The organism is Enterobacter sp. AC1, assembly GCF_050434705.1.
GTDB lineage: Bacteria > Pseudomonadota > Gammaproteobacteria > Enterobacterales > Enterobacteriaceae > Enterobacter > Enterobacter cloacae_L.
On record NZ_JBNDIZ010000003.1, the window covers coordinates 338,135 to 350,913 of the forward strand.

12 protein-coding genes are annotated in these 12,779 nt (G+C 55.2%); 6 read left to right on the forward strand and 6 right to left on the reverse strand.

The annotated features are described in order from the left end of the window. Positions 1 to 50: 50 nt before the first annotated feature. The 3 genes from M2433_RS11350 to M2433_RS11360 all read right to left on the reverse strand — a co-directional run bounded on the left by M2433_RS11350 (position 51) and on the right by M2433_RS11360 (position 3,470). The gene (locus M2433_RS11350) at positions 51 to 1,340 is read right to left on the reverse strand and encodes a carbohydrate porin (protein WP_429054672.1); all 1,290 of its coding nucleotides are present in this window, start codon (positions 1,338 to 1,340) and stop codon (positions 51 to 53) included. A gap of 358 nt (positions 1,341 to 1,698) precedes the next feature. Beyond that, positions 1,699 to 2,631: a tRNA dihydrouridine(16) synthase DusC gene (dusC, locus tag M2433_RS11355; protein ID WP_429054306.1), complete on the reverse strand. Its 933-nt coding sequence runs from the start codon at positions 2,629 to 2,631 to the stop codon at positions 1,699 to 1,701. A 41-nt stretch (positions 2,632 to 2,672) separates the two neighbouring features. Further along, entirely contained in the window at positions 2,673 to 3,470 is a 798-nt protein-coding gene (locus M2433_RS11360; protein ID WP_429054304.1) for a helix-turn-helix domain-containing protein, read from the reverse strand. Positions 3,471 to 3,529: 59 nt separating this feature from the next. On the opposite strand from M2433_RS11360, the gene M2433_RS11365 reads away from it, so the two are divergent. From M2433_RS11365 to M2433_RS11390, 6 genes are all read left to right on the forward strand, one after another. Further along, positions 3,530 to 4,240: a type 1 glutamine amidotransferase gene (locus M2433_RS11365; protein ID WP_429054302.1), complete on the forward strand. Its 711-nt coding sequence runs from the start codon at positions 3,530 to 3,532 to the stop codon at positions 4,238 to 4,240. A 184-nt stretch (positions 4,241 to 4,424) separates the two neighbouring features. Continuing rightward, the gene (locus M2433_RS11370) at positions 4,425 to 4,820 is read left to right on the forward strand and encodes a CidA/LrgA family protein (RefSeq protein WP_014884558.1); all 396 of its coding nucleotides are present in this window, start codon (positions 4,425 to 4,427) and stop codon (positions 4,818 to 4,820) included. After that, positions 4,817 to 5,512: a CidB/LrgB family autolysis modulator gene (locus tag M2433_RS11375; RefSeq protein WP_024908161.1), complete on the forward strand. Its 696-nt coding sequence runs from the start codon at positions 4,817 to 4,819 to the stop codon at positions 5,510 to 5,512. Before M2433_RS11370 ends, M2433_RS11375 begins: the two co-directional genes overlap by 4 nt. A 129-nt stretch (positions 5,513 to 5,641) precedes the next feature. Continuing rightward, positions 5,642 to 6,526 (forward strand): cytidine deaminase, encoded by an 885-nt coding sequence (cdd, locus tag M2433_RS11380; protein WP_429054301.1) that lies wholly within the window; start codon positions 5,642 to 5,644, stop codon positions 6,524 to 6,526. Positions 6,527 to 6,653: 127 nt separating this feature from the next. Continuing rightward, on the forward strand, positions 6,654 to 7,373 hold the full coding sequence (gene sanA / locus M2433_RS11385) for an outer membrane permeability protein SanA (RefSeq protein ID WP_047346560.1): 720 nt from the start codon (positions 6,654 to 6,656) through the stop codon (positions 7,371 to 7,373). Between the two features lie 121 nt (positions 7,374 to 7,494). Then, the gene (locus tag M2433_RS11390) at positions 7,495 to 8,883 is read left to right on the forward strand and encodes a glutamine synthetase family protein (RefSeq protein WP_429054670.1); all 1,389 of its coding nucleotides are present in this window, start codon (positions 7,495 to 7,497) and stop codon (positions 8,881 to 8,883) included. Positions 8,884 to 8,928: 45 nt separating this feature from the next. Here the strand turns inward: M2433_RS11390 and mglC are convergent, their stop codons facing one another. The 3 genes from mglC to mglB form a co-directional block, all read right to left on the reverse strand. Further along, a complete protein-coding gene (gene mglC, locus M2433_RS11395) occupies positions 8,929 to 9,939 on the reverse strand; it encodes a galactose/methyl galactoside ABC transporter permease MglC (RefSeq protein WP_029740401.1) in 1,011 nt (336 codons plus the stop codon). A 15-nt stretch (positions 9,940 to 9,954) separates the two neighbouring features. Beyond that, the gene (gene mglA / locus M2433_RS11400; RefSeq protein ID WP_047174129.1) at positions 9,955 to 11,475 is read right to left on the reverse strand and encodes a galactose/methyl galactoside ABC transporter ATP-binding protein MglA; all 1,521 of its coding nucleotides are present in this window, start codon (positions 11,473 to 11,475) and stop codon (positions 9,955 to 9,957) included. A gap of 79 nt (positions 11,476 to 11,554) precedes the next feature. Continuing rightward, positions 11,555 to 12,553 (reverse strand): galactose/glucose ABC transporter substrate-binding protein MglB, encoded by a 999-nt coding sequence (gene mglB / locus M2433_RS11405; RefSeq protein WP_023312468.1) that lies wholly within the window; start codon positions 12,551 to 12,553, stop codon positions 11,555 to 11,557. Positions 12,554 to 12,779 lie beyond the last annotated feature (226 nt).

Genomic DNA, 12,779 nt, shown 5'->3' on the forward strand with positions numbered 1-12,779 from the left:
ATGCCTCACGCATCAGAAACGTGACGCGGATCGAACTTGCTACGGAGATATCAGAAGCTCACCACCGTTTTCAGCTCGGTTACCCAGGCGTCCTGCGTGCGGGAAACCCCTCCCGGATGGTGCCAGTACTGAATGCCCGGCTGCAGCTCCAGCCAGGACACCGGGCGGAAACGGTAGTAAAACTCGCCGTTCAGGGAATGGCCCGGCACCGGGTGATATGCCGGATTGTTATAATCGGCAACGCCGCTCAGGCTGTTCTGGTAACGCTGGTTGCGCGCGTACTGGCTGCTCATATCCACCCAGGTTAAGCCGAAGCCAATCCAGTCTTCCGGCCGCGCATCAAACAGCCCGCGGTAGCGCAGCGAGGCGGCGTAAACCTGGTGCATATAGTTGGTGCTTTGATCCGCAACGCTCATGCTGAACGAGGTGCTCAACCCGCGATTCGGGTCATCCTGATGCTGCGTAATCTGCTGGTTAAGCCCGGCGTACATAAACCAGGTCCGGCTGTGCGTTTCAAACCCGTCCGGGTCCGTCGCGCCCGCTCCGCCGGATTTGCCGCGATAGAGATCGGTTTGCGGCGCGTTGGTAAACACCACGCCCAGGTTGTACGCGCCCGGCAGGCCGTTAATTAGCGGACGCGCCTCGATTTCAACCGGCAGTAGGACCCCTTTACTGCCCTTCGTCGACCAGCTCCACGCGTGGCTGCGGCTGGAGGCTTCCGGGTTTTGCTCCATCACGCCGCCTTTCAGGGTCAGCGTCGGCGTGAGTTTATAGGCAAGCGTGGTGCCCCAGGTATGCACGTTCCAGTTGTTCCAGGTCAGCGAGTTGGCTGACTTCCCGCCGCACTGCGACAGCAGCTGGAAATCACACGGGATGATCTGGTCAAAGGTCTGCACCTTGTTCATCATCCCGATGCGCCAGGTCAGACGCCGGTCGTCAAAGCTGCGGGCAAAAGTCAGCCAGCCCAGACGGGTAATGGACTGCCCGCCCCAGCTCTCCTGGGTCAGATCGTTGAAGTTGACGCGCGGGTCCTGAACGCGTTTGGTGGTGAGATCGTCATTGTGGTTGCGGTTAACGATGTTCCCTTCGATACGCGCATCCGGGATGCCGGTCCAGCGCTCCAGATCCTGGTTAAAGGTCAGCGCAAACTGGTCGATATACGCCACGTGGGAATCGTGGTTATAGCCCCCGCCGCCGTTCCAGCCGATTTCATTTAAATAGCCGAGATTGTACGTAAAGCCGTTATCGTTGAGGATTTTTCGAACGCCGAGCATTTCGCCGAGAAGGGGATCCGGCGGAGCCTCGAAGCCTAATACCGTTCCGTTCCAGTCTTGCGCCATCGACAGCGGGGATATCGTCAATAAGGCGAACGCGTAGAGTTTATTTTTATATGCCATTTTAACAACCTGTGAGTGAGTATTTAGTGCGTAACCGGCCGCAGGAAATTTTTCTATTTCCTGTCGATATTTCATTTTTTTAAAATCAGTAAAAAGCGCTAAGCCAAATGTTTCTCCTGCGTAAACGACAGGCAAAAAAAAACCTAAGCGCTCCACAGCGAGAATGCTGTGAAACGCTTAGGTTTTGCCTGTTAACCAGTAACAATCCTGCGTTGAAACAGTGGCACCTTAACACCGTCGCGCCACGTTGAAAACCTGAACTGTTTTCCGGTTTAAAAAAGTGTGAGCAATTTAACGCTTATTATTTGGACTGAATCACCCGGGCAATATCAGCAGAAGTCTGTAATGTCCGGATCTCCTGAAATAATCCCAGCGCTTCATCGTACTCTTTGCGTAAATAGCTCAGCCACTGCTTAATTCGCGCCACGTGATACAAACCGGTGTCGCCCTGCTTTTCCAGACGGCTGTATTTTTGCAGCAGCGTGACGACGTCTTCCCACGGCATACGCGGCTCGTTATATTTTACCACCCGGCTGAGGTTAGGTACGTTAAGCGCGCCGCGGCCGATCATTACCGCATCGCAGCCGGTGGCGTTCAGACAGGCCTGCGCGCTCTCGTAATCCCAGATTTCGCCGTTGGCGATCACCGGAATGGTGAGGCGCTTGCGGATCTCACCGATCGCCTGCCAGTTAATGCGCTCGGCCTTGTAGCCATCGTCTTTGGTGCGGCCATGCACCACCAGCTCGGTAGCCCCGGCCTGCTGCACCGCATCGGCGATTTCAAACTGCCGCGCGTCGCTGTCCCACCCCAGGCGCACCTTAACCGTTACCGGCAAGTGCGAGGGCACGGCCTCACGCATCGCTTTCGCACCGCGGTAAATCAGCTCAGGATCTTTCAGCAGCGTCGCCCCGCCGCCGCTGCCGTTCACCAGCTTCGACGGACAGCCGCAGTTGAGATCCACCCCGTAAGAGCCCAGCTCAACCGCGCGGGCGGCGTTTTCCGCCAGCCATTCAGGATACTGGCCGAGCAGCTGAATACGCACCAGCGTGCCGGAAGAGGTCCGGCTCTGGTTGTGCAGCTCGGGGCACAGGCGAAAGAAGGATTTTACCGGCAACAACATATCGACCACGCGCAGAAATTCCGTCACGCAAAGATCGTAATCGTTCACCTCGGTCAGAAGCTCGCGCACGAGGGAGTCGAGCACGCCTTCCATTGGGGCCAGTAAAACACGCATAGCAGTACCTGTGAAAAAAGACGCGCTATAGTAGCCGCTCTCTATATCGCTGGGAAGCGCTTCTGTTCAGGGAGAAAGTCACCTGGCGTTGCCCCAACAATGGCGCGAAACGCCGCCGCAAATGCCGCCGGGCCGGAAAACCCCAGCATCCAGGCCACCTGCTTAACCGGGTATCCGTTTGCGAGGAGGTCCAGCGAGGCACAAATTCTTGCACGCTGTCGCCAGGCCCGGAAGCTAAAGCCGGTATCTTTGATAAACGCGCGCGAAAATGTGCGTTCAGACATCGCGGCTCGTTCCGCTAGCCTTTCCAGAGAAAGATCCCAGAGATTGTTGGCAATGATGTCACAGGCAACGCGATGTAAGCGCTCATCCACGGGCATCGGCAGTTCGGCCGAAATCTGCTGCGTCTCGCTGAGGATATCGAGCAGCAAAACGGCCATGCTGCGCTGGCTTGCCGGGCGGTATTCCGCGCTGAACAGCCCGGCAATCAGCTCTTTGAACAACGCTGTCGCCATAATCACGTGAACCTCTTCTTTCCGCTTAAAAGGCTCGCATTGCGATATCAGCGCCGGGCTAAACCAGACCGCGCGGAGCTCCGTTGTGGATAGCACGCTGTAGGTGTGTTCCTGAAAGGGAGGGATCCACAGCGCGCGCTGCGGCGGTATGACCCAGCGTTTGCGGCCGGTTTCGACCAGCATGACCCCTTTGATGGCAAACAATAGCTGCCCCTGCGAATGCTGGTGAGGCGGGTCCACTTCGCCGCGCTTATAGCTAATGGCCCCTCTTGACCATCCGATGGCATCGTCGTGAATTGGCGTTTTATCGATAACGGTTGGCATTTCACATTCCCCCCTTCCTCTTATGATGCTGCTTGTACACGTAACCAGAGAGAGACGCAATGCACATCCATTTTATCATTCATGAACATTTCGAAGCGCCAGGCGCCTATGAGACCTGGGGGAAAAATCGCGGCTGTCGTCTGAGCTACACCAGAGTTTATCAGGGCGATCCTTTACCCGAGGAGCTGGGACGCACAGACCTGCTTATCATTATGGGAGGCCCGCAGTCACCCGCCACCACGCTTGAGGAATGCCCCTGGTTTGATGCGCAGGCGGAAAAGGCGCTCATCAGCCGCGCGATAGAAGCAGGTAAAGCGGTGATAGGCGTTTGTCTGGGCTCACAGCTTATCGGTGAGGCGCTGGGCGCAGCATTTTGTCATAGCCCGGAAAAAGAGATCGGCAAATTTCCCGTCAGGCTTACGGATGCAGGCAAGGCGAACCCGCTGTTTGAGGACTTTGGCAGCGTGCTGAACGTCGGTCACTGGCATAACGACATGCCGGGCTTGACGCCGCAGGCTAAGGTTCTCGCTTACAGCGAGGGCTGTCCCCGCCAGATCGTGCAATATGGCGAACGGGTTTACGGTTTTCAGTGTCACATGGAACTGACGCCGGAGGTGGTAGAGCTGCTGATTGAGCATTCGCAGAACGACCTCCGCCGGGCGGGTGAATTCCGTTTTGTCGAAACGGCGGAAAAACTCCGCTCCCATGATTATTGCGAAATGAACCAGGCGCTGTTTTCCTTTCTCGATAAACTGACCGCCTCGCGCTGATGCAATCTCTGGCGCGTCACTTCGCCAGCGCAATCCCTTTCCTCTAAACTGTAGCCTGCCCCTGTAAGGCGATACCGGACGTTCCATTCTGGAATGTCTGGTATGCTCAAAATTCATGATGTGATCCGTGGCACATTTTAAGGTTTAATTGTATGATGAATGCGTTTCAGCAAGGACTATCACCATGAGTAAATCATTGAACATTATCTGGCAATACCTGCGCGCATTCGTCCTGATTTACGCCTGTCTGTATGCCGGGATTTTCATCGCGTCGCTGCTGCCCATCACCATTCCCGGCAGCATTATCGGTATGCTGATCCTCTTTGTTTTGCTGGCATTGCAAATCCTGCCCGCAAAGTGGGTCAACCCCGGCTGCTTCGTTCTCATTCGCTATATGGCGCTACTTTTCGTGCCTATCGGCGTCGGGGTCATGCAGTATTTTGATTTGCTCAAGGCCCAGTTCGGCCCGATTGTGGTCTCCTGCGCGGTCAGTACGCTGGTGGTTTTCCTGGTAGTGAGCTGGAGTTCGCATCTGGTGCATGGCGAACGTAACGTGATTGGGGAGAAAACAAAAAAATGATGGCCAATATCTGGTGGTCTCTGCCGTTAACCCTGGCGGTGTTCTTCGCCGCGCGTAAGCTTGCCGCACGTTTCAAAATGCCCTTGCTGAACCCGCTGCTGGTGGCGATGGTGGTGATTATTCCGTTCCTGCTGCTCACCGGCATTCCTTATGAGCGCTACTTTGCCGGCAGCAAAATTTTAAACGACCTGCTGCAGCCCGCCGTTGTCGCGCTGGCCTTTCCGCTTTATGAGCAGCTGCACCAGATCCGCGCTCGCTGGAAATCCATCATTACCATCTGTTTTGTGGGCAGCCTTGTGGCGATGATCACCGGGACGTCGGTGGCGCTGTTGATGGGGGCTTCTCCGCAGATTGCGGCGTCTATTCTGCCCAAATCTGTCACCACGCCTATCGCGATGGCGGTCGGCGGCAGCCTCGGCGGTATTCCGGCCATCAGCGCGATGTGCGTTATTTTCGTCGGGATTCTCGGCGCGGTGTTTGGCCACACCCTGCTGAACGCGATGCGTATTCATACTAAGGCAGCACGTGGGCTGTCGATGGGCACCGCCTCACACGCGCTGGGCACCGCCCGCTGTGCGGAGCTGGATTATCAGGAAGGGGCGTTTAGCTCCCTGGCGCTGGTGATCTGCGGGATTATCACCTCCCTGCTGGCCCCGTTCATTTTCCCGCTGATTCTGGCGGTGATGGGCTAAAATTTGCGATGCGTCGCGCAAATTTCATTTTGATTTCATAAGTTGCATACATAATGAGAAGTGGATCACATATAAAGCCCTGACGGCTCCGTAAACTACCGATCCATTAACCTTTATGAGGCAAACGCCATGCACCCACGTTTTCAAGCTGCTTTCGCCCAGCTTGCAGAGAATTTGCAGTCAGCCCTGGCTCCCGTTCTGGCAGATGCACACTTCCCCGCCCTGCTGACGGCTGAGCAGGTCACGATGCTGAAACAGGCATCGGGACTGGACGAAGACGCGCTGGCTTTCGCACTGCTCCCCCTGGCCGCCGCCTGCGCGCGGGCCGATCTCTCCCACTTCAACGTCGGGGCCATTGCGCGGGGCGTCAGCGGCACCTGGTACTTCGGCGGCAATATGGAGTTCCTGGGCGCAACCATGCAGCAAACCGTTCACGCCGAGCAGAGCGCCATCAGTCACGCCTGGCTGCGCGGTGAAAAAGCGCTGAGCGCCATTACCGTGAACTACACCCCCTGCGGCCACTGCCGTCAGTTCATGAACGAGCTGAACAGCGGGCTGCAGCTGCGCATCAACCTGCCGGGTCGCGCGCCGCACACGCTGGCGGATTACCTGCCGGACGCGTTTGGCCCGAAAGATCTGGAGATCAAAACGCTGCTGATGGACGAGCAGGACCACGGTTTCGCCCTGTCCGGCGATGACCTGATCCAGGCGGCCATTGCCGCTGCCAACAAGAGCCACACGCCGTACAGCAAGTCCCCGAGCGGCGTGGCGCTGCAGTGCCGCGATGGCCGTATCTTTAGCGGCAGCTATGCGGAAAACGCCGCGTTTAACCCAACGCTGCCGCCGCTGCAGGGCGCACTTAACCTGCTGAGCCTGAACGGCTATGACTATCCGGACATTCAGCGCGCTATTCTGGCAGAAATTGCCGATGCGCCGCTGATTCAGTGGGATGCGACCGCCGCGACGCTTAAGGCGCTCGGCTGCACGACGATTGACCGCGTGCTGCTTGCATAATCCTTCCGGCGGGCAGAAATGCCCGCCCGTTTGCTGAAAAACCCCTCAGTTGAGTCTCTGTTTCTTGCGCTAACCAGGCGGGTAAAGTAGCCTGAGTTAAATTTCACCTTTGGTACGAGCCATCTGCATGTTAAAGCGCGTTTTTTACAGCCTGTCTGTCCTGGTCGGCATACTGCTGTTGATCGTGCTGGGTCTCGATCGCTGGATGAGCTGGAAAACCGCCCCCTACATCTTTGATGACCTGCAGGACCTGCCCTATCGTCAGGTTGGCGTGGTGCTCGGCACCGCCAAGTACTACCGCACCGGCGTCATTAACCAGTATTACCGTTACCGCATTCAGGGCGCGCTGAACGCCTACAACAGCGGCAAGGTGAACTACCTGCTGTTGAGCGGGGATAACGCCCTGCAAAGCTATAACGAACCGGTGACGATGCGTAAGGACTTGATTGCCGGGGGCGTGGACCCTGCCGATATCGTGCTCGACTACGCCGGGTTCCGCACCCTGGACTCCATCGTGCGCACGCGCAAAGTCTTCGACACCAACGACTTCATCATCATCACCCAGCGCTTCCACTGCGAGCGCGCGCTGTTTATCGCCCTGCACATGGGCATTCAGGCGCAGTGCTACGCGGTGCCGTCGCCAAAAGATATGCTGAGCGTGCGCGTCCGCGAGTTTGGCGCCCGTTTTGGTGCCCTGGCCGACCTCTATATTTTCAAACGCGAACCGCGCTTTTTAGGCCCGCTGGTGCCGATCCCGGCGATGCATGAAGTGCCGGAAGACGCGCAGGGTTATCCGGCGGTGACGCCGGAGCAGCTGCTGGATATGCAGAAAAAAGAGAAAAAATAGGCCTGCCTTTATACTTTCTTTACGCCTGTCCTGACGCTTTTTATCCCCCCTTTACGCCGGCTCTTTTAACCTGAGTTCACTGCCGCTACGGCTTCATTGAAGAATGACTATGAACTCGATAATGAATGCGTTTTTCCTGAAAAGTCTCCGCCCGTATTTTAACTTCCCCGGTTTGTCACTTCCCGGCACACTCAATTCTGGCCTCTGGCTCGATGAAAAAATTGACGCCCTGCAGCACAACGTTGCCGTTGAAGTGGCCGATTACCTGGAACGCTACCCGCAGACGAAACACGTTGACGTCTACCTGAACGATATCAACGGCACGATGCGCGGCAAGCGCCTCTCGGTGGAGAGCATGCTGACGCTGGAAAACGGCTGTTATTTTCCCCTTTCCGTCTACTCGATGGACCAGAAAGGAAAAATTGCGACCCCGCTTCATGATGAACCCGACCGACTCTGCCTCCCCGTTGCCGGCACCCTGCGCCCCTGCCCGCAGGATCCGCAGCACAACGCGCAGATCCTTCTGACCATGAGAGACAGCGACGATAAATCCTGCCCGCTTGAGCCGCGCGCGATCCTGCAGAACGTCCTGGCCCGCTTCCACCAGCACGGCCTTTTCCCGGTCATTGCCCCGGAAATCGAATTTTATCTGACGGGACATGAACGCCAGGATGCGCAAAATCAGGGCTGTTTTCATATGGATACCACGGCAGCCCACGCGGCGCTGTTTGATGAGCTGGAACGGTTGGCACACCTTCAGCGCATCCCGCTGACCGGGATCGTGGCGGAGGCCGAGTCCGGCCAGTACGAATTAAACCTGAAGCACAGCCATCGCGTTGTTGAGGTCTGCGATAACGTGCTGGCGCTGCGCCGCCTGACCCGATACGTTGCCGAAAAGCACGGCCTGCAGGCCAACTTTATGGCCAAGCCCTTCAGCGACCTTTCCGGCAGCGGTTTGCACTTTCATTTCAGCCTCAACGACAGCCGCGGCGACAACGTCTTTGCCTCACCAGTGAACGCGCTTAACAGCATGATGCGTTTATGCATTGCGGGCCAGCTGGCGCTGATGCCCGCCTCCGTCGCCATTCTCGCACCAGGCGTCAACGCGTTTCGTCGCTTGCGTAAAAACCTGACGGAGCCCGTGTTTAACTCCTGGGGCTATAACACCCGCGCCGCCGCCCTGCGTATTCCCTGCTCGGATGACAACAACCGGCGTATCGAGTACCGGCTGGCCGGGGCCGATGCGAATCCGTATCTGGTGGCCGCAACCATCCTGACCGGCATGCTGTACGGGCTGGAAAATATCGACGAGGAGGAGTTACCGGAACCGCAGCAGGATCACCCCGATCTGCCGCTGTTTCAGCAGGAAGCGATTGAGACCTTTGCCCGCTGTCAGTATCTCACCGACAGCCTGGGTGACGCTTTTTCCGCACAGTGGGTCGCCTGCAAGCTCTCTGAACTCGACTGGTTTGAGCGCATTGTGACCCGGGAGGAATCAAATCTGGCATAGGGCAAAAGCCCGCTCGGTGAGCGGGCCGGCTAGTGCGAGAGACGCTTACTTCTTACGCGCGTATTTCAGGGAATCCAGCGCGACCGCGAAGATAATGATGGCGCCCTTGATGATGTACTGCCAGTACGGGTTCACGCCGATGTAGGTCAACCCGTAGTTGATGACGGTAAAGATGATCACACCGGTCACAACGCCGAGTACGGTACCCACGCCGCCGCTGAAGGAGACGCCGCCCACCACGCAGGCTGCGATCGCATCCAGCTCGTACATAAAGCCAAGGTTGTTCGTGGCAGAGCCGATACGGCCCGCTTCCAGCATCCCGCCGAAGGCGTAGAACACCCCAGACAGCGCGTAGATGAAGAGCAGGTTCAGGGCAACGTTGACGCCGGAGACTTTCGCCGCTTCCGGGTTACCGCCGATAGCGAAGATGTTTTTACCAAAGCGCGTTTTGTTCCACAGGATCCAGACGAAGGCCACCGCAATCAGCGCATAGAATGTGATGTACGACAGGCGGAAACTGCCGAGCGCGATAAACCCTTGCGTAAAGGTCGAGAAACCGCTGTCAAAGCCCGAGATAGGAGAAGCACCGACAAAGTCGTAGTACAGGGAGTTGATGCCGTAAACGATGATCATCGTACCCAGCGTGGTGATGAATGGCGTCACGTTCAGGTAAGCGATGATAATGCCGTTGATCAGACCAATCACCGCGCCGATGGCGCAGACAATCAGGATCACCACGAAAATCGGCATGGTGGCCATTTCAGGGAACACCTTGTTGGCGTTTTCCATCGACTGCAGCAGGGTTGCCGCGATAACCGCCGCCAGACCCACCTGACGCCCCGCGGAGAGGTCCGTCCCCTGGGTCACGATCAGGCCCGCCACGCCCAGCGCAATGATAATACGCACGGAGGACTGGGTCAGAATGTTACTCAGGTTCAACAGGCTTAAGAACGTAGGGTCCTGGAAAATGATGATAGCCAGCAGTACTAAAAGAACAACGTAAATACCGCCTTCTTTCAGATAAGTGAGAAAACTTTTTTTATTTAACGCACTCATGAGGAGCCCCTGATCTTAAAGGTGCAAAGACGCAAGACGCAAAATTTCGTTTTGCGTTGTCGTTTTGGTGTCAACAATACCGGCAACGAGACCATTGCTCATAACCAGAATACGATCCGTGATCCCTAACAATTCCGGCATTTCGGAAGAAATAATAATGATCCCTTTATTCTTTTTCGCCAGCTCGGCAATCAGCTGATAAATTTCAAACTTCGCGCCGACGTCAATACCGCGGGTCGGTTCATCCAGCATCAGAATTTCTGGCTGGGTTAATAACCAACGGCCGATAATGACTTTCTGCTGGTTGCCGCCTGAAAGCGAACCAATCTGGGTGCGGTGCCCTGGCGTTTTCACGCGCATGGAGTCAATAACCCACTGGGTATCGCTCTTCATGCGGGAGTTATCCAGCAGACCGACTTTGTTTTTGTAATTGCGAATATTAGAAATTAACGAGTTAAAGTTAATATCCAGATAGGCGTAAATACCGGTCGAACGACGCTCTTCCGTTACCAGTGCAAAACCATTATTAATGGCTTCGTTGGCGTTGTGGTTGTTAATTTTCTTTCCGTGCAGCGTAATGGTGCCTTGAGCCTTCTCACGGATGCCAAACAGGGTTTCCACGATGTCGGTACGTTTTGCGCCTACCAGACCGGCAATCCCCAGGATTTCACCCTTGTGCAGGTCGAAGGAGACGTCGCGGATGGACGGCTGGCGTAACGAGGTCAGATTGCGCACTTCCAGGATCACTTCGCCCGGCTTGTTTTCTTTATCCGGGAAACGCTGGTTCAGGGAACGGCCGACCATCATGGCGATGATCTTGTCCATGTCCAGCCCTTCCAGCGGCTGCGTGGCAATCCACTGGCCGTCGCGCAGGATGGTTATCTCATCGCACAGCTGGAAGATCTCTTCCATTTTGTGGGAGATATACACAATGCCGCAGCCGCGATCTTTCAGCTTACGAATAATGGTAAAAAGGTGATTAACCTCTTTTTCCGTTAATGACGATGTCGGTTCGTCCATGATGACGATTTTCGCATCATAGGAGAACGCTTTGGCAATTTCGATCATCTGCATCTGGGATACGGATAATGTCCCCACGCGGGCGCGCGGATCGATATCAATATCCAGCTCATCGAAAATCGCTTTGGTGTCGCGATACATTTTGTCCTGATCGACAAAGACACCTTTGGTTGGATAACGCCCCAACCACATGTTATCCATGACCGAACGCTGCAGTACCAGGTTTAATTCCTGGTGAACCATTGAGATACCGTTTTCCAGCGCTTCTTTCGCTGAATGGAAATCGATCTCTTTCCCCTGAAAAAGAATGCTGCCAGAATCTTTTTGATAGATCCCAAAAAGGCATTTTAATAATGTTGATTTACCCGCACCGTTCTCACCCATCAATGCATGAATAGAGTGAGGACGCACTTTTAAATTAACATTATCGAGTGCCTTAACGCCGGGAAATGACTTGTTGATACCGCTCATTTCCAACAGGTATTCACCGGATGACTGAGTAGTTGTGCTGACCATAATTATACCTTGTTGGCCTCGCATATCGCGTTATAAAAGGGCGCAACGAATTGCGCCCAGTGAAGACAGTACGAATAACTTATTTACCGATAAACTCAGCCAGGTTGGACTGGTCTACGCCCACGTAAGGTACGCGAACGATTTTGTTTTCAATTTTCCAGCTGGTGCCATCTGCCGCGCCCTTGCCATCGGCCAGGTTTTTCGCCAGATCGAAGGTCGCTTTCGCCTGGTTGTTGGCATCGTTCAGCACGGTACCGGCCATCGCGCCGGATTTAACCAGCGCCAGCGCTTCTGGCAGCGCATCCACGCCGAATACCGGGATGGACGATTTATTGTGTGCTTTCAGCGCTTCTACCGCGCCCATTGCCATCGCGTCGTTGTTGGCAATAACCACTTCGATTTTGTTCGCGTTAGGGCCGGACAGCCACGCATCCATCTTATCTTTCGCCTGAGCGGTATCCCACATCGCGGTATCTAACGCCAGCTGCTGGGTTTTCAGGCCCTTGTCGTTCAGCTCTTTGATAACGTAGGTGGTACGGGCTTCAGCATCCGGGTGGCCTGGCTCGCCTTTCAGCAGAACGAACTGAATCTGGCCGTCTTTGTTCAGGTCCCAGTTCGGGTTCGCCGCCCAGTGTTTGGCGATCAGATCGCCCTGAATAATACCGGACTCTTTAGAGTCGGTACCGACGTAATACGCTTTGTCGTAGCTATCCAGCGCTTTACGGGAAGGTTCTTTGTTGAAGAAGACGATTGGCACGTTCTGGCCGCGCGCTTTTTCAATCACCGTGCCTGCTGCAGCCGGGTCAACCAGGTTGATAGCCAGGGCTTTCACGCCTTTCGCCAGCAGAACGTCGATTTGGTCGTTCTGTTTGGACTGGTCGTTCTGGGAGTCATTCATCAGCAGCTGAACGTCTGGCGCTGCTTTAGCATCTTTCTCAATTGCTTTACGCACAACAGACATGAAGTTGTCGTCGTATTTATAGATGGTCACACCAATACGGGTATCCGCAGCGTGCGCTGCTGCACCAAAAAGCATGCTTGCCATTACAGCAGACAGGGTCAACACCTTCTTATTCATGGTATCTCCGGTTTTTTTTATGCAGGGTAGTTCTTGTGAATAACGATCGGCGGGCAGATGTTAATAAAACGTTACTGACAGCCGAAGTTCACTTATAAAATTTCTATCTTCCGTGTTCGGTAACGATCCAGAAATGCGTTTTATTCGTTGTTTGCGGCACGTTGGCTATAGTGAAAGTGAATAATCACCGTTACATAGCGTTTCAGCCCCTAAAACGCTGACATCA

What these genes read in the sequence shown, in the direction of transcription:
- M2433_RS11350 (WP_429054672.1), bottom strand. Translation starts at nt 1,340, where the DNA reads ATGGCGCAAGACTGGAACGGAACGGTATTAGGCTTCGAGGCTCCGCCG.
- dusC (WP_429054306.1), bottom strand. Translation starts at nt 2,631, where the DNA reads ATGCGTGTTTTACTGGCCCCAATGGAAGGCGTGCTCGACTCCCTCGTG.
- M2433_RS11360 (WP_429054304.1), bottom strand. Translation starts at nt 3,470, where the DNA reads ATGCCAACCGTTATCGATAAAACGCCAATTCACGACGATGCCATCGGA.
- M2433_RS11365 (WP_429054302.1), top strand. Translation starts at nt 3,530, where the DNA reads ATGCACATCCATTTTATCATTCATGAACATTTCGAAGCGCCAGGCGCC.
- M2433_RS11370 (WP_014884558.1), top strand. Translation starts at nt 4,425, where the DNA reads ATGAGTAAATCATTGAACATTATCTGGCAATACCTGCGCGCATTCGTC.
- M2433_RS11375 (WP_024908161.1), top strand. Translation starts at nt 4,817, where the DNA reads ATGATGGCCAATATCTGGTGGTCTCTGCCGTTAACCCTGGCGGTGTTC.
- cdd (WP_429054301.1), top strand. Translation starts at nt 5,642, where the DNA reads ATGCACCCACGTTTTCAAGCTGCTTTCGCCCAGCTTGCAGAGAATTTG.
- sanA (WP_047346560.1), top strand. Translation starts at nt 6,654, where the DNA reads ATGTTAAAGCGCGTTTTTTACAGCCTGTCTGTCCTGGTCGGCATACTG.
- M2433_RS11390 (WP_429054670.1), top strand. Translation starts at nt 7,495, where the DNA reads ATGAATGCGTTTTTCCTGAAAAGTCTCCGCCCGTATTTTAACTTCCCC.
- mglC (WP_029740401.1), bottom strand. Translation starts at nt 9,939, where the DNA reads ATGAGTGCGTTAAATAAAAAAAGTTTTCTCACTTATCTGAAAGAAGGC.
- mglA (WP_047174129.1), bottom strand. Translation starts at nt 11,475, where the DNA reads ATGGTCAGCACAACTACTCAGTCATCCGGTGAATACCTGTTGGAAATG.
- mglB (WP_023312468.1), bottom strand. Translation starts at nt 12,553, where the DNA reads ATGAATAAGAAGGTGTTGACCCTGTCTGCTGTAATGGCAAGCATGCTT.